At 38.2% G+C, this 20,199-nt stretch carries 20 protein-coding genes; 8 read left to right on the top strand and 12 right to left on the bottom strand.

What is annotated here, in order from left to right; translation table 11 throughout:
• Nucleotides 1-31: 31 nt before the first annotated feature.
• Nucleotides 32-913, bottom strand: coding sequence for a DMT family transporter (locus H5084_RS07925; protein ID WP_182690107.1), 882 nt, complete (start codon nucleotides 911-913; stop codon nucleotides 32-34).
• 315 nt (nucleotides 914-1,228) lie between these two features.
• On the opposite strand from H5084_RS07925, the gene H5084_RS07920 reads away from it, so the two are divergent.
• The 3 genes from H5084_RS07920 (at nucleotide 1,229) to H5084_RS07910 (ending at nucleotide 2,762) form a co-directional block, all read left to right on the top strand.
• The gene (locus H5084_RS07920) at nucleotides 1,229-1,471 is read left to right on the top strand and encodes a hypothetical protein (protein ID WP_182690106.1); all 243 of its coding nucleotides are present in this window, start codon (nucleotides 1,229-1,231) and stop codon (nucleotides 1,469-1,471) included.
• Nucleotides 1,472-1,617: 146 nt separating this feature from the next.
• On the top strand, nucleotides 1,618-1,926 hold the full coding sequence (locus H5084_RS07915) for a PTS fructose transporter subunit IIB (protein ID WP_028869328.1): 309 nt from the start codon (nucleotides 1,618-1,620) through the stop codon (nucleotides 1,924-1,926).
• Nucleotides 1,927-1,931: 5 nt separating this feature from the next.
• Nucleotides 1,932-2,762 (top strand): PTS sugar transporter subunit IIA, encoded by an 831-nt coding sequence (locus H5084_RS07910; protein WP_182690105.1) that lies wholly within the window; start codon nucleotides 1,932-1,934, stop codon nucleotides 2,760-2,762.
• Nucleotides 2,763-2,802: 40 nt separating this feature from the next.
• Here the strand turns inward: H5084_RS07910 and H5084_RS07905 are convergent, their stop codons facing one another.
• Nucleotides 2,803-3,669: a helix-turn-helix transcriptional regulator gene (locus H5084_RS07905; protein ID WP_028869330.1), complete on the bottom strand. Its 867-nt coding sequence runs from the start codon at nucleotides 3,667-3,669 to the stop codon at nucleotides 2,803-2,805.
• A gap of 231 nt (nucleotides 3,670-3,900) precedes the next feature.
• Here H5084_RS07905 and H5084_RS07900 point away from each other — a divergent pair, with 231 nt between their 5' ends.
• Nucleotides 3,901-5,808 carry a fructose-specific PTS transporter subunit EIIC gene (locus tag H5084_RS07900; protein ID WP_182690104.1) on the top strand — a complete coding sequence of 636 codons (1,908 nt, stop codon included), beginning with the start codon at nucleotides 3,901-3,903 and terminating at the stop codon, nucleotides 5,806-5,808.
• Between the two features lie 123 nt (nucleotides 5,809-5,931).
• Here the strand turns inward: H5084_RS07900 and H5084_RS07895 are convergent, their stop codons facing one another.
• The 6 genes from H5084_RS07895 to H5084_RS07870 form a co-directional block, all read right to left on the bottom strand.
• Nucleotides 5,932-6,939: a Gfo/Idh/MocA family protein gene (locus H5084_RS07895; protein ID WP_259396703.1), complete on the bottom strand. Its 1,008-nt coding sequence runs from the start codon at nucleotides 6,937-6,939 to the stop codon at nucleotides 5,932-5,934.
• A gap of 167 nt (nucleotides 6,940-7,106) precedes the next feature.
• A complete protein-coding gene (locus H5084_RS07890) occupies nucleotides 7,107-7,613 on the bottom strand; it encodes a DUF1294 domain-containing protein (RefSeq protein WP_051369185.1) in 507 nt (168 codons plus the stop codon).
• 11 nt (nucleotides 7,614-7,624) lie between these two features.
• The gene (locus H5084_RS07885; RefSeq protein WP_028869333.1) at nucleotides 7,625-7,978 is read right to left on the bottom strand and encodes a YIP1 family protein; all 354 of its coding nucleotides are present in this window, start codon (nucleotides 7,976-7,978) and stop codon (nucleotides 7,625-7,627) included.
• A gap of 274 nt (nucleotides 7,979-8,252) precedes the next feature.
• Nucleotides 8,253-9,056 (bottom strand): MetQ/NlpA family ABC transporter substrate-binding protein, encoded by an 804-nt coding sequence (locus H5084_RS07880; protein ID WP_182690102.1) that lies wholly within the window; start codon nucleotides 9,054-9,056, stop codon nucleotides 8,253-8,255.
• A gap of 256 nt (nucleotides 9,057-9,312) precedes the next feature.
• Nucleotides 9,313-9,906 (bottom strand): peptide-methionine (S)-S-oxide reductase MsrA, encoded by a 594-nt coding sequence (msrA, locus tag H5084_RS07875; protein ID WP_182690101.1) that lies wholly within the window; start codon nucleotides 9,904-9,906, stop codon nucleotides 9,313-9,315.
• 457 nt (nucleotides 9,907-10,363) lie between these two features.
• On the bottom strand, nucleotides 10,364-11,266 hold the full coding sequence (locus H5084_RS07870; protein WP_028869336.1) for a LysR family transcriptional regulator: 903 nt from the start codon (nucleotides 11,264-11,266) through the stop codon (nucleotides 10,364-10,366).
• Nucleotides 11,267-11,398: 132 nt separating this feature from the next.
• Here H5084_RS07870 and H5084_RS07865 point away from each other — a divergent pair, with 132 nt between their 5' ends.
• Nucleotides 11,399-11,920, top strand: coding sequence for an NADPH-dependent FMN reductase (locus H5084_RS07865; RefSeq protein ID WP_182690100.1), 522 nt, complete (start codon nucleotides 11,399-11,401; stop codon nucleotides 11,918-11,920).
• A gap of 173 nt (nucleotides 11,921-12,093) precedes the next feature.
• On the opposite strand, the gene H5084_RS07860 is transcribed toward H5084_RS07865, so the two are convergent.
• Complete coding sequence (locus H5084_RS07860; RefSeq protein ID WP_182690099.1) at nucleotides 12,094-12,753, bottom strand: hypothetical protein; 660 nt, start codon at nucleotides 12,751-12,753, stop codon at nucleotides 12,094-12,096.
• A gap of 332 nt (nucleotides 12,754-13,085) precedes the next feature.
• On the bottom strand, nucleotides 13,086-14,918 hold the full coding sequence (gene glmS, locus H5084_RS07855) for a glutamine--fructose-6-phosphate transaminase (isomerizing) (RefSeq protein ID WP_182690098.1): 1,833 nt from the start codon (nucleotides 14,916-14,918) through the stop codon (nucleotides 13,086-13,088).
• 277 nt (nucleotides 14,919-15,195) lie between these two features.
• Here glmS and H5084_RS07850 point away from each other — a divergent pair, with 277 nt between their 5' ends.
• Entirely contained in the window at nucleotides 15,196-15,447 is a 252-nt protein-coding gene (locus tag H5084_RS07850) for a hypothetical protein (RefSeq protein WP_028869371.1), read from the top strand.
• Nucleotides 15,448-16,806 (top strand): DNA recombination protein RmuC, encoded by a 1,359-nt coding sequence (gene rmuC / locus H5084_RS07845; protein ID WP_182690097.1) that lies wholly within the window; start codon nucleotides 15,448-15,450, stop codon nucleotides 16,804-16,806. It begins immediately after the preceding gene.
• Nucleotides 16,807-16,825: 19 nt separating this feature from the next.
• Here the strand turns inward: rmuC and H5084_RS07840 are convergent, their stop codons facing one another.
• A complete protein-coding gene (locus H5084_RS07840; protein WP_310735742.1) occupies nucleotides 16,826-17,710 on the bottom strand; it encodes a LysR family transcriptional regulator in 885 nt (294 codons plus the stop codon).
• 217 nt (nucleotides 17,711-17,927) lie between these two features.
• Here H5084_RS07840 and H5084_RS07835 point away from each other — a divergent pair, with 217 nt between their 5' ends.
• A complete protein-coding gene (locus tag H5084_RS07835) occupies nucleotides 17,928-18,434 on the top strand; it encodes a lactoylglutathione lyase family protein (RefSeq protein ID WP_182690096.1) in 507 nt (168 codons plus the stop codon).
• Between the two features lie 311 nt (nucleotides 18,435-18,745).
• Here the strand turns inward: H5084_RS07835 and H5084_RS07830 are convergent, their stop codons facing one another.
• The gene (locus H5084_RS07830) at nucleotides 18,746-20,191 is read right to left on the bottom strand and encodes a TrkH family potassium uptake protein (protein ID WP_182690095.1); all 1,446 of its coding nucleotides are present in this window, start codon (nucleotides 20,189-20,191) and stop codon (nucleotides 18,746-18,748) included.
• Between the last annotated feature and the right edge of the window lie 8 nt (nucleotides 20,192-20,199).

Here is a 20,199-nt window from a genome sequence, read left to right as displayed (position 1 = left end):
TTAAATCTTTGCAAGTACTCCATTGCTACTGCTAATAAGCCTTGCGTAACTTCTTCTTAAATGAAAACCCTGTCACTAACACGGTACCGGTGATCACTAATATTGCCCCTAATAACGTATTTAAGCCAATCGCTTCCCCTAAGAATAAACGCCCCCATAAAATCCCAAACAACGGCACTAAAAAGGTCACCGATAATGCCGATGCAGGACCATCATCTTTCACTAATTTAAAATATAATAAATACGCAATACCTGTGCAGACAACACCAAGCACCAATACCGAAAGACTAATAGGTAAAGTAATGGGATCTCTAATAGGTATAAAAGGAAGCAATGGTAGTACCAGAATCACTGATGCCCACATGCTACCATGTGCATTTTCAAACGGTGCTACCACAGGTGCGACCTTAGTATAATTTGCAGAAAATCCATACATTAAAGCGGCTAGTAAACAGGCCGAGATAGCCAGTAGTCCCTGTTCACCAAGAGCCATTGCTTGCTGTCCAACCAATACCGAGACACCCAACATACCCACTAACAAACCTAGACAGGCTTTTAATGGTAAACGTTCTCTTTGCCACAAACTGGCTATCACAGCGCCAAACAACGGCGCTGTTGAGTTAATAATCGCAAGAGTCGATGCATTTAAAGTTTGTGCTGCATAAGCAAACATTAGAAAAGGAAAAGCACTATTAAAGGCACCAATAATAAAAAAATGTTTAATATAAGAAATAAACTGTAATTTTCGACCAAGATAGAGGCTCATTAACAACAAAAATAATGCCGCCGCTAATACCCGCCCCTCAATTAACACCGCAGGACCTAAACTATTAGCAGTCAGACGCATAAACAAAAATGAGCCGCCCCAAATAGAGGCTAATAAAATTAATCGTAAAACACTCGCGACAGGCATAGCAGGTCCTTTAAGTAAGCTTTAATGTAATAATTTGGCTTGAAAAAGCCCATTGAAATAAGTTTTCATAACTGCAAAGGTGGCAATAATAAACAGTGCTAAACAGCACTATAGATAAATGATATATAACATATTTTACAGGTTATGCCTTGCTATTAAATATTGTAATTGCGAACTAAGTCAACGCTATCATTTAGGGTCTAGCTAAATCAGGGTACCTACTTTATTAAACGTGTTTTTATTATCTATACGATTAATTTGTCAATGCGCAGCAAAGCAAAGTAGACTGATGGTAACGATAAACAGGAGGACAACATGCTAATTTTTTATATTATTTGTGGGTGTTTGATTTTTGCTATATCAGGTTTCATTGTGCAATATAATCGCTTAGCGATATATCGCCGCCGTGTCATTCGACACCTTGCGAATCAAAGTTCTCGAGTCAAATCAGAGCCCGCTCATCAACCACCTATTATTTTATCTGACCAACAAGAGCAGCAAATAAAACAGTGTTTTTTAAAAGGAGTTAGCATTCCACAATGCATTGACCAACTTTAATAGTAACTATTTTATAAGGTCTAGTGATGTTCTTCATAACTAGACCTCGACATGATTGAATAAACACCTCTCAAGCCTTAAGCTCCCAGTTAATGTTTTTTTCAAAAAATCAGTAAACCTTAATAAAATCAATTCAGGAATATAAGATGAGAATGGTGGCGGTTACTGCATGCCCAACAGGCATTGCACATACTTATATGGCAGCGGAAGCTTTAATCAAATCTGCAGCCAGTTTTGGTATCCAAATACAAGTCGAAACCCAAGGAGCAATGGGTATTGAAAATCAATTAACCCATCAAGATATTCACCAAGCAGACCTGATACTGATTGCGTCCGATATCAACATTGAAAACGCTGAACGATTCCAACAATATCAAGTAATTAACACAACAATCGTTGAAGTCTTAACTGACCCAAATAAAGTCATTCAAGATTGTATCAAGCAAACTAGTTAATCATCATGTCAACAATACGTATTACTCTGTATTTAGGGGAAAGTGGACTTACAGCTTGGTTAATTAAGGGTATTAACCAGCGCTTACGTGACATACAAGGCGCTGCTGAGTTAATCAAAATAGATACGTTGCAGCGAGTCAATGTACAACACCAGTTAGCAGTACTTAGTCTCGCTTTTAAGCCCTTTGATCTATGCCAAATTTTTCTTATTGGGGAGAATCTACAAACCCAGGTTGAGGCACTAAAGTTATATTTACAACAATACTGTGTATTGGTGACAGATACATACACGGCAACGATTCATTCAAGCTCTCCAATGTACAATGATAACTTTCAGTTTCATCACTTCTCAGTACCCAATAAAATGAGCGCCAAACACCGTTACCACATCATGCCCTTTGCTAAGGATGCCACCATAGTCGATAAAGCACGCATCCTTAAACTGATTGCCAAAATGGCTTCAATCAAACACTATAAAAAAATAGAGGTACAACTCATACAAAGAGAGCAATTGTCTTCAACTGATATGGCAGGAGGCATTGCACTACCGCATATAGTGAGTGAATATATTGATCAACCAATGATGATTTGCTTAACATCTAAAACAGTGATTGACTGGCAGTCGGCACATGGTGGAGTGACTCATATCGTAGCGTTACTATTACCCAAACCTTGCACTAAAGAAGCCATTTTAGCGGTGCGGCATTTAGCAGTTAACTTACTCAATGCTGATAAAAAACAATTTATTACTTATCATTATATGGGCGATCAATTACAAGCCATTTTAGCTTGTTTCATGCGGCCTACCGAACAGCCTATTGAACAATCTCCATAACCCTTTTGAGGTTATTTATCCCCCACAGCAGTAACCCGAATTAAGAAGGTCGTTGTTGATCACTGTAGATCGCCCTAAATTCACTCGGTGTACGACCTAATTTACTTTTAAAAACACGATAGAAATAGTTAACATCATTAAACCCACAACGTAATGCAACTTCGCTAAGTCGAAATGAATAGCGTGTTAACATAAATTTTGCACGCTCTAACCGTACCCATGTAATGTAATCAGCCAAACGCATGTGTCCTTGTTGACGAAATAAACGCGATAGATGATTGGGGCTAACATTGAAATGATGAGCGATATTATCGCGACTGATATGGCGATGAAAATTTTCTTGAATATAAATACAGACTCCCTGATACAAATCTTCACTGCGCCCTTGGTTAGCGGTCTCGGGAGATAGCAACATACCATGACAATAGGTCATAAGGGCCATCAATAAATGTCCTCCAGTTGGATGCTGAATTTTCTCTTTTGCTAAGGTATTTAACGCATTTAAAATATGATCCAAGGCATGGCCTGTACGAGTTTGCAGGCTATACTTTTGCACATCAAAAAAGGCTTCCTCCCCTTTGCGCTTTTGCACCAAACTAAACCCTAACTGACGCTTGCCAAATAATAAACTAAGCACACTACAGTCGCTATTCCACTCAGGTTTATTCCAACTATTAGGTGGAATATATAAAATATCTCCGGGTAATATTTTCACCTCAGTTAAACCAAATTCAGGGTCTTCAATTTGATTGATGTACTCACCAGTGATTACAAATTCCATACGCGGAAAATTGACCTGATAACTAAATGAAGGAGGTGTTGAATGGTCACTGGCAAACCACACTCGATTAAACTGCTCTATTTCAGACAACACACCTTCTAATACATTAATAAATACTTGGCTCATGGTTATTATTCACTTTTATTGTCAATGGAAAATAAGTTTAAATGTGATATCAATATAGTAACCCCTGGTATTTGTTACAGATAGAACCACCCAGTGACCCACTTCACAAAGGGATATTCAGGGTACAATAATCCAGTAAATGAATTTACTGTACACTATTTTTTATCCATAAAATATCTAACAATTACCTCCATAAACTAAAATAATATTTTACACAGAGGAGGTGCAATCATGATTACTCAAATGATTAATGAAAAGTTGATATGCTTAAATCTTAAAGCCACAACTAAAGATGAAGTACTAAATGAGATGGTCGACCTATTAGCCCAACAAGGCAAACTAAGCGACCCAGATAGCTTTTTAAAAGATGTCTATGCGCGTGAAGCAATTGATAACACAGGTTTTGAAGAAGGTGTTGCCATACCTCACGCTAAAAGCTCGGCAGTCATTGAACCAGCTGTAGCCATTGGTATTAGTAAATCTGGTATTGAATACGGTGCTGAAGATGGTAAAAATTCAACACTCTTTTTCATGATAGCTTCTCCCGATGGTGGTTTTGATCATCACATAGAAGTGTTAGCAGAACTCTCCTCTAAATTAATTGAAGATGGGTTTATTGATGCAATGCATAAAGCAATATCAACTAAACAGGCGCTCGCTTTATTATTAGAGAAAAAAGAAATAACCGATAAAGTCGCCTTGGATAAAGGCTTCATTATTGGTGTAACGGGTTGCCCAACTGGCATTGCTCACACCTATTTAGCAGCGGAAGCATTAGAAAAAGCAGCGGCACAAATGGGGTACGAAATTAAAGTAGAGACCAATGGTTCTATTGGCGTAAAAAACGCACCTACAGCAGAAGAAATTGAACGCGCTGTGGCGATTGTTGTAAGTAGTGATAAGCAGGTTGATATGGCTCGCTTTGATGGTAAAAAGCTCATTCAAACCCCAGTAAAAGCGCCGATTAGTAATGGTAAAGCAGTTATTCAACAAGCATTGGATGCACCTGCTTACCAAGCTGACTCAAAAAACTCATCACAAAACAATTCCTCTGTAACTTCAGGTAGATCTAACCTTTATCGTTATTTAATGAATGGTGTATCGCATATGATCCCATTTGTGGTCACCGGCGGTTTGATGATTGCGCTATCGCTTGCTTTGGGGGGAGAGCCAACAGCTAATGGCATGCAAATCCCTGAAGGTAGTCTATGGAATCAAGTACTTAATGTAGGTGTCGTTGCCTTTACCCTTATGATCCCTATTCTGGCCGGTTACATTGCTTATGCCATTGGTGATCGCGCAGCGCTTGCTCCAGGGTTCATTGGAGGTTGGATTGCTAATAATGGTTCATTTTATGATGCTTCTGCAGGAACTGGGTTCATCGGAGCCATTGTTGCAGGTCTATTAGTGGGTTACTTTGTGCGCTTTATTGCAACACGTGAGTACCACAAAATGGTCGCGCCACTTGTACCTATTATGATCGCGCCCATTTTAGGCACCATTTTTATCGCTTCGCTATTTATTTTTGTCATTGGTGCACCTATTGCCAATTTAATGGAATGGTTAAACGCTGTTCTCACTGAAATGAGTACCGGTAATGTCATTTTATTAGGTATCGTATTGGGCGGCATGGCTGGCTTTGATATGGGCGGACCATTTAACAAAGTGGCTTTCCTCTTCTCCGTAGGCATGATCGCAAGCGGTCAAACTCAGTTTATGGGTGCAATGGCGGTCGCTATTCCAATTGCTCCACTGGGTATGGCATTAGCCACCGTGATTGGCCGTAAATTAGAAATATTTGAAGACAGTGAAATCGAAGCGGGTAAAGCAGCCGGTGCGATGGGTCTAGTTGGTATCTCTGAAGGTGCGATCCCTTTTGCAGCACAGGATCCTCTATCAGTCATTCCTGCCAACGTACTAGGCTCAATGGTCGGCGCAGTAATGGCATTCTCCTTCGGTATCACTAATAGTGTTGCTCATGGCGGTCCAGTTGTTGTATTACTTGGCGCAATGAACAAACCTGTGATGGCGATTATATGCATGGCGACGGGCACAGTCGTTACCGCTTTAGTTTGTGTAACATTGAAAAAAATGCGCATTGCACGTAAAGCAAAACAGCTAACTTCAGCTAGCGCATAAAAATTAGCGTATAGGCTAAATCATAAAAGGCAGATAATGTTCCCATTATCTGCCTTTTTCCGTCACCGCCAACAGCGTCTATTCTTACCGTTTATTAGAGAGTTATGTGTATCGCTAATAAACTTAATTAATTTTATCCGCCGGAAAAACAACCCCTGTTTGGCGACGGATCTCTGTTGTCATACGAGAAACACTCAATGCTCTCGCCTTGGCTTTTTCACATAATTTACCCTGTTTAATTTGCTGAGCAAAAAAGCTCGCTTCATAGGTCATGGTGTTTTCAACCTGTGCAACTTTAAACTCTTGCGCTGCTTCTCCACGACGCTGTAGGGAAATATGATCACACTCAGAAATATGCGGAACTAACATCACTCCTGCCTCTCCTTGTAACTCACTTGGTAAGGCTGAATCAGAGACTTTAGAATGGCGGATCACCACTTCAAAATCAGGATAATAAAAAATAGCAGCACCATGTGCATCGACACCTGAGTCAAGTAAATGCGCACTCGCTTTTATTTTTAATGGCTCACCGAACAAAGCAACAACACTGGAAACACAATAAAAGCCGATATCCATAATCGAGCCGTTAGAAAAAGCAGGATTAAAGGTATTTGGATTTTCTCCATCAAGATAACGCTGATAACGTGATGAGTATTGGCAGTAGTTAATGCTGACTTTATGTAAGCGACCTAATTTAGGTAAGTGTTCAGTGATTAAAGCGAAGTTAGGTAGATATTCAGTTTTAAATGCTTCAAACAATACTACATTGTTTTTTTCAGCAACCTCAAACATATGTTCAGCTTGGGTTATATTGGAAGCCACAGGTTTTTCGCAAATGACATGTTTGCCATTCTCTAGCATCAGAATACTTTGTTCGTAATGTAGTGAGTTTGGGCTAGCAATATAGATGGCATCAAAGGCATCGCTTTTAGCCATTTCTGTTAAATCAGTAAAACTAACAGCTGCACCATTGAAAGGAGCTGAGAATGCCTGTGCACGCTTTGCATCTCGAGAATACACTGCTGTTAATTCAAACTCTTGAGATGCTAGCGCAGCTTCGACAAAACGTTCAGTGATCCAGTTGGTACCAATAATAGCGAGACGTAACATCTTTCCTCCAGTGCTTTTCATATAAAAATTATGCCTGAATATATCATGATCTAACCCTAATCACGTCCACACAGTGAAAAATTTGGATTATAAGATGACATCCACCAGCTAGAAATTGTTAGCAGCAAGAAAAACGAGCGACAATAACATTGGTTAATAATAGTAACGAGCGACAAGGCAATGCCACATTATTTTATGCGGCTTTCACGAATATAAAACGTATCACTTTGTTTATAAATGTAATCATCAGTTCGAAAAGCTAATAGCAATGATAACGTTTGTTGAAGCTGTGGCTGGTGGATATGAATGATTACATGACTTTGTAATTGATGCGTGAATTGACGTAATAAAGTAGCACCTTGTACCGTATGAAGACTCGCAATCAGCGCAACATTTAGCAACAGCGTAAACATAAACACCACTCTAAAAGATTGCTTTTGGCTTTTATGGCGTAACCTTTGTTGTGCAATAATTGCACCTGGCCAACCACATAAAATAGAACAGAAGTGTAAGGTTTTTTCAGGCGTTCGCCATCGATTAAGACGCGCTGCTTTTTTATCTTTTGCATAAATGAAATAAGTCACTAGGCTAGCAACCGCAAAAACAACAAAAATGAAGAGTGGCATGTATCCAAGAAAATAAGAAACTGCTAAACCTACAATAGCCAAATATATAGGCAGGTAATGATAATTCATAAGTTCTCTAACTATGCTGTATAAGGTTTATTGGAAGTGATTTTAGCTAAGCCATTAATAATACGATAAATAGACCACACCCAAGTCACAAACAAAACAAAGTAACCCACAACAAAGAAAGCTAATATCACTCCCACTACTGACCAGGCTAATACCCACCAAAACGTACTCATAATATTGGTATAGTGATCTTCAAACAAAGTACCCCGTGCATCTTCTCTTTTAACCATTACCCAAATAGCACCGATTAACCAAAATATGCCGGTAAACATACCTAGAATCATCAAACCATAACCAATTAGCGCACTGGTTTTTGCTGCATCATCTTCAATAGATAAACTCAAGTTTGAGCGTAAATCGTTCATTTTAATCTCTTTTAATTTTTTATTTATATTAGGTCAATTCGTCTGAATAATTGATCACTTTATTAAGCGCAATGCTATTAGAGGAATCAATACTCATTGAACTCATGTTTTAAATCAGCACAGAGGTTGAAACGGTTACTTATCTTAATACGCCGTTAACATTTAAAAATGCATTACAGCATAAAAATAACACGAACAGAAGGTTAGTGACAGGAGGCAGGAATCACTGGCTTTGAAATGTTAGCCAGTGATTATTTGTGCTTATCTTGATAGGTTAAAACGCAGCTTCAATGGTGCCTTTGTATGTTTTATCTAGAAATTGACGAGTTGCTTCAGATTGAAGGATCTTAACAAACTTCTTATAAGTTGCATTGTCTTTATCTTGTACACGCGCAGCAACATTCATCACAGCAAACTCCGCATCTTTCGCTTCTAAATAAATACCTTGTTCAGCAGGGTTTAAACCCGAAGACATAACGTAATTCATAGTAATAACCGATGCATCAACATCATCTAAAGTACGTGGTAATTGCGCTGCTTCCACTTCAATAAATTGAAAGTTTTTAGGATTTTCAACAATATCGTAAACCGTCGTTTTTGCACCAGCATCTGGCTTTAACGTGATCAGTTTTGCATCAGCTAATAACAGTAAACCACGACCACCATTGGTTGGATCGTTAGGAATTGAAATTTTTGCGTTGTCAGGTAAATCATTGATCGACTTGTACTTAGTCGAGTAAATCCCCATACGCATTAAAATAGAATGACCGATAGAAACAATTTTTTGCTCGCTGTTACTATTAAAGTTACTCATGAAAGGTTGGTGCTGGTAACTGTTAAGATCCAGGCTACCATCCGCTAACGCAGCATTAGGCGTGATGTAATCAGAGAATATGACAACTTCAACGTTCAAACCTTGCTTAGCGGCTTCAATAGCGACAGCTTCAATAACTTCTGCATGAGGACCAACGGTTGCGCCTACTTTAATCACTTCAGTGTTTTCTTCTTGTCCACAGGCTGCTAATCCAAACGCTAAGGGTAAAAGATAAAATAACCTTGAGATTTTCTTATTAAACATTTTCAGTTCCTTTAAAATAAATGGCCGTATAGACGGCTAAATAAGATAATACAATAAAGATTATAATAGTCATAACTATTTTAACGGTGCTTGATATAACGGATGGTTATAAGTAATAGATATTATTACTTTATTTTTGTCACTAAAAACAAAAAACGGCTACTCAATTGAGTTAGCCGTTTTCTATTAATGCATTGCTTTCTATTAATTCATTGCTTTATTAACTCAAGTGCTGCTATCAATTAGCAACATGAGATTAGCCATGAGTAGCGCGATCACCCCAAATCTCTTTTAAGCGTTGGTCTCGCCCACAGTTCCAGCGATATGCTTTGTACCGTAGAGGACTGTTTTTATAATAATCCTGATGGTAGCTTTCGGCGCCTTTAATAGGATAAAAAGTACTGCTATCTAAGATAGGTGTTACAACTTTTTGCTTAGGGAACTCAGCAATCACTGCCTGTTTAGATTTTTCAGCCAATGCTCGCTCCTGTTCGTTTGCAACAAAAACAGCACTTAAATAACTTTCGCCTTTATCACAAAATTGCCCTCTTCCATCAAAGGGATCAATGTTTACCCAGTAATGATCTAATATCTGTTGATAGCTCACTTGCTTGGCATCATAAGTAATTTCAACGGCTTCATAATGCCCTTGATGATTGCCTCGATAAGTTGGATTTTCTAAGGTGCCACCAGTAAAACCGGACACAACATCAGTCACTCCCGGTAATTTTTCAAAATCAGATTCCATACACCAAAAACAACCACCCGCTAATACAGCTTTTTCAGCACTTGCGAATGACACATAAAAAAGCATCAATGTTGATAAAACTAATCCTAATATTTTTTTCATAGATATCTCGCCCTGCTAAATGAATAAAAAATGCTGTAGATCCGAGTAAGTAGACCTGACGTTGATAAAAATTATTTCATTAATAATTAAATGATGAATTCTGAATAGGAATAAGTATTGAACTAAAGATTTGCAATAAAGGTCAACTAAAGCATAAAACCTTAATAACGAAGATGAGAAGAACGCAAACTCTCTATTTTTCTTATATTTAAGAAGTGAGCAAATGAAAAGTGTCAAATAAATTTATAACTCACTCATTTCTACTTTCGAAAAAATGCAGTTTCAGTACAGAGCCAATGAGTATTGCTTTTATGGACTTAGGTTTGGCAGGGCTATACTGTTCACGAAAAAAGAAATTTAGACTAGAACAATAACAACCTTCACTGACTTATATATGAATACTTTTAAATCAATCAATGGAAAAGCTAATAATACCCTCTATGAACAAATTATTTCTCTAATCCCCTAACTCCGCTATCACAAAGTCGATAAAGCTACGTACCTTTGCTGACATATGCTTTCTGCTCGGATACACCACATAGACTCCTATTGGCGGCTTAGGCCAATCACAAAAAATCTCTACTAATTTCCCTGTTTCCACTTCATCTTTTAAGGCAAATTGTGGCACCCGAATAATGCCTTGGTCAGCAACGGCGAGGTCTATTTCTAAGGTCGCATTATTGGTCAACACATGACTTTCAACATGAACCTGAATGGTTCCTCCTTGATGATCTCGGAATGGCCAAATATTAGGTTGCTTCAAATTACTATAACTGACGATTTTATGACGATCTAAATCATAGGGGTGACTTGGAGTACCATGTTTAGCTAAATAGCGAGGAGAAGCTAATACTAAAGCTTCTGATTGACTCACCCTGCGACTAATTAAACTAGAATCTTCGAGTTGCGTAGAGGCTCTGATAACGACATCAAAACCATCGGCAATAAGGTCTACTTTTCTATCATTCAGTTCTAATTCAAGTTGGATTTTTTGATGCTTTTCAGTAAACCGACTCAAAACAGGACTCAGGTTAGACAAACCATAGGAGATAGGACAACTTATACGTAGTTTTCCTCTAGGCTCCCCTTGATTACCACTAATACTATTTTCTGCTTGTTCGGCATCTTCAATAAGTTGCTGGCACAATTGAAAATACAATTCACCTTCCTGCGTTAAACTCAAGGATCGTGTGGTTCTATGTAACAGGCGAATACCCAAACGTGCTTCTAGCTTATTCACTTCTTTACTAATGTAAGAAGTGGAATGGCCACTACTCTCAGCGGCTAAGGTAAAACTACCTAATTTTGCTACATCAACAAAAACAACCATACCATCAAATAATTTGCTGTTATTCGCCATCACATCACCTTTTAGTTAAATAGAACACTACAAGTCATTTGGAAACAATCTATGCACAAAATGACTATTACTCAGCAAATGATAATAATTTAAAGTGTATCCATCCACTGAGAGAAAGAACAGGAATTAATAATGAAAGTACTCGCATTCGCAGCAACAAGTAGCAAAAGCTCTATTAACAAACAGCTAGCTAATTACACAGCAAAACAAATTAACAACGCACAAGTAGAGTTGTTAGATATCAACGATTATGAAATGCCACTATTTAATGAAGACCGTGAAAAAGAATTAGGACAACCAGCGCGAGCTAAAGCCTTTTATCAAAAATTGGGGGATGCTGATGTGATTGTTATCTCTTTTGCAGAGCATAACGGTTCTTATACTGCGGCTTATAAAAATTTATTTGATTGGACTTCTCGTATTGATCAAAAGCTATTCCAAAACAAACCCGTCATTATGCTGTCAACTTCACCGGGCCCTGGTGGTGCCGCTAGCGTATTAGCATCGGCACAAGCTTCTGCACCATTTTTTGCAGCAGAGGTGAAAGGTACCATTTCAGTACCTAGTTTCTACGATAATTTTGATCTGGAAAATGGCCAATTAACTAACCAAGACTTGGTTGATAAAATAATGAATGTCATTACTAAGCTGTAAAACATTAACAAAACAAGACTTCACTTGTTATAACAGGTTATTTCCTTTACCAAAATTTATAGCAGAAATGGTTCATTTGAAAACATACGATTAATCTGATAAATCACAGATTAATCGTTAATAATTTCAAATATTTAAAGAATTATAGCATGACTGTTTTATGCAGCTAAGCGCTAAACACGTTTTGCTGTAATACGTCGCGTCAACCCCAATCCAAACAATCCAAGGCCCAAAATAACAAATAAGCTAGGCTCTGGAATTACAACAGTACCTCCGGGTCCGATTAGCTTTGATGAGCCTGAGCTAAAATTCGTCGCCCCTTTGATACTTTGTACACGCATTCCAACACGCTGGTCTTGAAACTGAGACTCAAGAAGTCCTGCAATCTTTAGATCGAAACTGATAAATTGATTAAAGCCGCCACTCTTACCATTTTCACCAACCACAAGCCCTAAATCCCAATTATTTTCGCCTGAACCATTAATATTCACGTTTCCTCCCAATGAATAACTCACTGCATTTTCACTAAAGCTAATCACAGGAGTGGTGCTTGCGGAATTTGCACTAATGCTGGCGGAACCAGACAGTGCACTGAAGTCCGCTAAATCGAACCACAAACCTAATATATCACCTTGTGTAAGTCCAGCATTGATAGGTGAACCAATATCTGCGGTAATCGTAACAGTATCTACTCCGTTATTTACAAAGCTCACATCGGCAAAAAAACCTCCGCCATTAGTGACATCTTCTAGGTTACTTATTGGCCCTGCTTGAGTAGCGCTACATACTCCAACTAAAACAAGAGCAGAAATTATTTGATAAAAATATTTCATATGAACAGCCCCTTTGGTTACTTACCATTAAATAGCTTTACACATAAGTATCAGCAATAAACAAGCCAAATAAATTACATCTTTTATTTCATATGCTTACAAAAAACCCAAATCTTTCATTGTAAATTTTTTCGGCAACTAAAAATCTACCAGAGCATATTATTGCTAATTACCAGGGCCCCCATTGCGCCGAAATAAATAAGTATCAAATAGGTTGCCAATAAAGCACTAAAAAGCATAGCTTGAATAAGCTGAAATAGGATATTTAGTTAATAAAAAGCCGAAGTAAATCGGCTTTTAACATACTAATAAATAAAGACTTAATTTGTGATTTATTCCACTGTAACCGCTTTTGCTAGGTTACGTGGTTGGTCTACGTCGGTACCTTTAATCAATGCCACATGGTACGACAATAATTGCATCGGTACAGTATGGAAGATAGGTGCGATGATTGGATTTACATGAGGTAATGAAATAATTTTCATTCCATCACATGCTTCAAAGCCTGAGTTTTCATCGGCAAATACATACAATAAACCACCACGTGCACGTACTTCTTCAACGTTGGATTTTAATTTTTCTAACAAATCATTATTCGGAGCAACAACGACAACAGGCATATCAGCATCAACTAACGCTAATGGACCATGCTTTAGTTCACCTGCAGCATAAGCTTCAGCGTGAATGTATGAGATCTCTTTTAATTTTAAAGCCGCTTCCATCGCAATTGGGTAATATTCGCCACGACCTAAAAATAATGTGTGGTGTTTATCTGCAAAGTCAGGGGCTAGAGCGGCAATTTCTTTATCAAACGCTAATGCTTTTTCAATTTCAGTTGGTAATGAGTGTAGCGCATGTACAATTTCAGCTTCTTTTTGCGGGCTAATAGTACCTTGCTCTTTACCAATCGCAGTCACCAAGATCAACATTGCAGCAAGCTGAGTGGTAAATGCTTTAGTCGATGCCACACCAATTTCAGTGCCAGCGCGAGTCATAAATGCAAGGTCAGATTCACGTACTAATGAAGAACCAGATACGTTACAGATAGACATCGCAGACATGTAACCTTTTTCTTTCGCTAAACGTAACGCAGCTAAAGTATCAGCTGTTTCGCCGGATTGAGAAAGTGTAAGCAATAAGCTATTTGGACGAACAACAAAATCGCGGTAACGGAATTCAGAAGCGATTTCAACATCACAACTTACGCCAGCAAGTGATTCAAACCAATAACGCGCCGCCATACCTGAGTTGTATGAAGTACCACAAGCGATGATTTGAACATGTTCAACTTTAGATAAAATTTCTTTTGCGCCATTACCAATGCTTTCAACAATGATACTGTCTTCGCTTATACGACCTTCTAATGCACTGATTAATGCAGTAGGCTGTTCAAAAATTTCTTTTTGCATAAAGTGACGGTATTTACCTTTACTACCCGCATCATGCTCAACGGTAGATTCAATCACTTCGCGTTCAATCGCTTCGCCACTTGCATCAAAAATATTAACTTCGCGACGAGTAATTTCCGCTACATCACCTTCTTCAAGGTAAGTAAAACGACGTGTTACGTTTAATAGCGCTAGTTGGTCTGAGGCAAGGAAGTTTTCACCAATACCATGACCAATAACAATTGGGCTACCTGAACGTGCAACCACTAAACGAGATGGGTCACGGCTATCTAATGCAACCATACCGTAAGCACCTTCTAATTGAGGCACTGCTTTTTGTACTGCTTCACGCAATGAAGCCGCAGTTTTTAATTCCCATTCCACTAAATGTGCAATAACTTCAGTATCAGTTTGAGATTCAAAAACATAACCACGCTCTTGTAACAAACTACGTAGTGATTCGTGGTTTTCGATAATACCGTTATGTACGATTGAGATAGCACCAGAAACATGTGGGTGAGCATTAACTTCTGAAGGTTCGCCGTGTGTTGCCCAACGTGTATGAGCAATACCAGTTCCACCCATTGTATGCATTGCATCAACGGCATCAGCCAATTCTTTTACTTTACCTAAACGACGTACGCGAGTTAATTTACCTTCGCTATCAACAATGGCAACACCTGCTGAGTCATAACCACGATATTCTAATTTTTTTAACCCTTCTATTAAAATTTCAGACACTTCTCTTTGCGCAACTGCACCAACGATACCGCACATAAACTACCCCTTGTAATTAGTTTCAAATTATATAAACACGCACTCTAGTGCATTTTTAAACATAAATCACTTAAAAAAACGCATAAACGCGCATAAAACTTATATTCAACATCATTTAGTCAAACTAAAAGCAAAAAGGTGCAAAATAATGCTGCATTTATTGATCGTTAAACTCTCGTAGATAACGTGCGCTATGCTTATTTTTTACGCTTGCCTATTCACTTCTTTATAATTACTGGTTAAAGTTACAGTTCTTACGTTGTCGATTGGAAAAAACATGTTGAATCACCCGCTTACTCAAGCATTATCCTTAGCTTGGAAACTACTAACAGTTTTGATCTTACCTGTCATTATGGCTGTCTATGTAGAAGTGGTGGACACCTATTATATTGCGTTTTCTTTTTCTGATTTAGACCAAGGTAAAAATTTACATAAATGGGCTATTCTCGGGATTTATCTGCTATTTCTACTGTGTTGGAATAGACTTAACCCTCATGTGATCAATACATTAAAGAAAATGGAATATTAGATGCCAGCAGATTTATTGGCAAATAACAGCTTATTATTAATGAGCATTATAAGTGCTGTACTTTTTATCAGCTTATTAATCGCCCTTAACCGTTTATCTCACAGCAAAACAGATCTTAGCGAGCAGTATTTAGCTCTGAAGCTAAGTGAACAAAATCTGCAACACCAAACGCAACAAAATCAATTACTAGACAGTAAGATAGCGGCTTTATCGTTACACAATGAAAGCTTGCAGGCACAGGTCAGTAAATTAACTACACGTGTTAGAGAGTCCGACGTTCGCTTGCAGGCAGGAGAGCAGCGGCTACAAGATCAACAGGCAACAGAGGCGAAATTAAGCCAACAGTTTGAGGTGTTGTCACAGCGTATTTTTAACGACAAATCGACACAGTTTCAGCAATTAAATAAGCAATCCATCAAACAACTATTAGACCCTTTAAGTACTCAACTGGAAGGTTTTAAAAAGCAAGTCAACGATTGTTATATCAATGAAAGCAAAGAGCGTTTTAACTTAAAACGAGAAATAGACCAACTAGCTAACTTAAATAGCCTAATGCATCAAGAAACTCAGAACCTGACTAACGCCTTGAAAGGCGACAATAAGCAGCAGGGAAACTGGGGTGAGGTAGTTTTACAGCGCATACTAGAAAATTCAGGCTTACGTGAAGGGCATGAGTACCAAACTCAGGTTAATTTGAAGGATACACGAGGACAACGCTTTCTTCCTGATGTGGTGGTTAATTTACCGCAACAACGCAATATCATTATTGACTCAAAAGTGTCTTTAGTGGCCTATGAACGTTACTTTAATAGCGAAAATATTGGTGAACAAAAACAAGCAATTGATGCGCATTGTTTATCTATCCGCCAACATATTAAGGGCTTAGGGAAAAAAGACTATCAGGATTTAATTGGCACCAACACACTCGATTATGTATTGTTATTTGTGGCCGTTGAACCTGCCTTTATTACTGCTTTAGAGCACGACCCAAGCTTAGTACAACTCGCACTCGATAATAATATTCTGTTAGCCAGCCCAAGTAATTTAATGATTGCCCTACGTACTATCGAAAACTTATGGCGCTTTGAAAGACAAGAGAAGAATGGTCAATTCATTGCGCAGCAGGCAAGTAAGTTATACGACAAATTACGCTTATTCAGCGATAACTTTTTAGAAGTTGGCTCACAACTAGATAAAGCACAGAAAACCTACCACACTGCACTTAAACAACTTAGTGCAGGGCGTGGCAATGTTATTCAACAGGCAGAGCAATTAAAAGAATTAGGTGTACCGATCAAAAGACCAATTTCAGAGCAACTTACTCAGCACAATACTGAACCACAACAGTTAAACGAATAACATCATTGAAGATACTTTTTCACCCTAAAAGGTGCTTTATTTTATCTTCAAACCATTGATAGCGTGAAGGTAATTGGCGATAACGCTTTTGAGTTAAATACAAAGGCTCTTGAATTGCATGAGTTAATGGCAGTACCTTTAATTGTTGCTGTTGACTAAACTGCTGCACCGCACGCTTTTGCAAAATGGTATATCCCACTCCTTGTGCAATGGGTAACAGTATTTGCTGCAGCTGATTTACATAACCTTTAATATTAAGGCTATTCAAGCCTTTATATTCTGCCGTAAAGTTGCTTGAAAAAACCTTTTTAAGAAAATGTAAACCATCGGGGTGGTTAATAAATCCGATTTGGTTGAGTGCAGCAAAATTCCAATCCTGATTTAAATCTACACTCGCGGGTAATACTAGTTGTAACTCTTCATACCCCACCAGCGTTTGTTTCAATTGTTCATGTACCGTCTGTCGAGTGACAATGCCAAGGTCTATTTTATTACTGAGTAAGTCAGTAATAATATTTTGATTCGGGGCTGCTTCAACAAAAACACTTAATTGTGGATATACACTTTGTTGTTGCACAAAGTAGGGGTACAGAAAGTTAGCGAGCGCACCTGAGCAGGTTATTGAGCAAATACCTCGTGTTGCATCATCATGATTAATGCTTTCGCTTAATTGCGCTTCTAAAGTGCGCATACTTAATCCCATTTGATATAACTTTTCACCGGCTAAGGTTAGTTCAAACTGCTTCCCATAACGGGCTAATAGCAAGGTATTAAAGTGCTTCTCAAGCTTTTTGATGTGTTGTGTGACACCTGGTTGCGTCATAAATAACTGTTCAGCAGTATGTGTAAAATGCTTAGTCTCGACCAATTTCATAAACGTATTTAAATGCTTTTGATTAATCACTTTTTATCTCCTCATTTTTTGCTGAGCACTATTATTGAACATTGTACGAAACAAGCAGACTCTTCATCACTATTCAAATATTGCTTTCAAATTGCGCCTTAAATTATAACAAAATATTATTAAAATAATAACAAATGATAATTTCAAGGAGACACTGCATTTCTTTATTATTTATCTCACTTAAACAAATTTGCATTTTGCAAGCAGGAGATAAAACATGAACACCCCCTACCCACGTAGTTTTTCACATATTGGTATTTCAGTCCCTGATTTAGACGCCGCAGTAAAGTTTTATACTGAAGTTTTAGGTTGGTACACCATCATGGAACCCAGCGATGTACTGGAAGATGAGAGTGCTATTGGTGAAATGTGTACCGATGTTTTTGGTGCTGGCTGGGAGCGCTTTCGTATTGCACACTTATCGACAGGCGATCGTATCGGTGTTGAATTATTTGAATTTAAAAACCAAGAAAACCCTGATAATAACTTTGAATATTGGAAAACCGGTATCTTCCACTTTTGCGTACAAGATCCAAACGTTGAAGAGTTAGCAGAGAAAATTGTTGTCGCTGGTGGTAAGCGTCGAATGAAAGCCCCCCGCTATTATTACCCAGGTGAAAAACCTTACCGTATGATCTATATGGAAGACCCATTTGGTAATATTCTAGAAATTTATAGCCACAGTTATGAGTTACATTATGCGAGTGGTGCTTATCAAAAATAAGTTATCAATATACGTTAGCATTATATCTAACCTCAATTCTGGTTAATGAAAGCGGAATTATATTTAAAATCATAAAATTATATTTTTTGGCTATACAGTGCCGCTAGTTTTGCGTAATTCAAGCCGCGTAGTTCAAGACGAATTATCTCTCAACAACTGGTTATTGAGAGATAATTTAACGAATAAATCCGCGGAAATAGCGGTGTTGTATCGCTTTGCTTATCCAGAACTAAGGTTATTTACAAACATAATGCTTTGGTCATAAAACTAGACTCAGCAATCAACCTAATGAATGGGGTTGATTGCCATTCTTAACGACGCCAAAAATGTCCAGTAAACATCACTGCAACAGTTAATATCTCTAGGCGTCCCATTAACATGCAAATAGATAATATCCACTTAGAAGCATTTGGCAGTTCAGCAAAATTACCCGATGGTCCTATCGAATCAACTAACCCAGGCCCGACGTTTGATACCGCAGTAATTGATGCTGTTAATGCCAGCATGGCCTGCGAACCAAATAGAGTAAGCAATAGAGTAGAGACTGCAATGGTCGCCATATAGGCAATCACAAAGGCCACTAATGAACGTAAGATTTCATCACTCACTTTGCGATTATTGTATTTTTGCGTCAACAACGCATGCGGATGCATTAATAACATTAGATGACGTTTTAATAAGCTGAAGGCTATTTGAAAACGGAAAATTTTCATACCACCAGAAGTGGATCCAGAACAAGCACCGGTAAATAACAACCCCGCAAAAATGAGCAAACTGAAATCCCCCCAGGTCAGAAAATCATCTAAACCAAAGCCGGTGGTGGTGACCACCGAAACCACATTAAAGACACTCAGCCTAATGGCATCAAGCCATGAGAACTGACCACTGATCACTAAATAAACACTTAAACTTAATGAACAAGCAATCACCAACAAGGCAAAACCTTGAATTTGGGCATCTTTCCATAACGGTTGTAATGACTTTTGCTTCATACCTCGAATCAATAATAAAAAAGGTAACCCGCCTAAAAACATAAAGATAACCGCATTCCAATGTGCAATATGCGAAAAGTGTCCCATCGAACTATCGGAGGTGGAATACCCTCCAGTAGAAATGGTTGTCATAGCATGATTGACGGCATCAAAATTATCCATGCCTGCAATCCGATAACCAATAAAACAACAGATAGATAAAAACACGTAAACAAATAAAATATCTAAGGCAACACGACGTGTTTTAGCAGTTGATTTCTCTGACCAATCCGAAGACTCGGTTTGGAATAAGCGCATACCACCGACATTTAAAAATGGCAGGATCGCCACGCCCATCACAATGAAACCAACACCACCTAACCATTGCAAAATAGATCGCCAAAGCAAAATACTAGGATGCATGGTATCTAAACCATGTAACACCGTACTACCGGTTGTAGTAATACCAGACATAGTTTCAAAAAAGGCATCGCTATAACTAATATGCTCAATAAAAACAAAGGGTAATGCTGCAAATAAACTAGAAAGTAACCACACACCTGTGGTTAATAAAAACATCTCTCTTACACCTAAATGTGAATGTTGTTGCTCACCACCAAAGTATAAGAAGATAGCAGACGCAAGATGCGTAATAATAATAGAAATGAAAAATTCGACGCCGCCCAAGGTGTTATTGTAAAAAGCTAATAACATAGGGAAGTACATAAAGACCGCCATTTTAGACAGTACTAAACCTGTAATAAAAAACAGCGGACGATAGGTCATATTACACA

The sequence above is a fragment of the Psychromonas sp. SR45-3 genome, from assembly GCF_014163575.1.
GTDB lineage: Bacteria > Pseudomonadota > Gammaproteobacteria > Enterobacterales > Psychromonadaceae > Psychromonas > Psychromonas arctica.
Note: the sequence above shows the minus strand (reverse complement) of the source record. Positions and strands in the feature narration are given on the sequence as shown.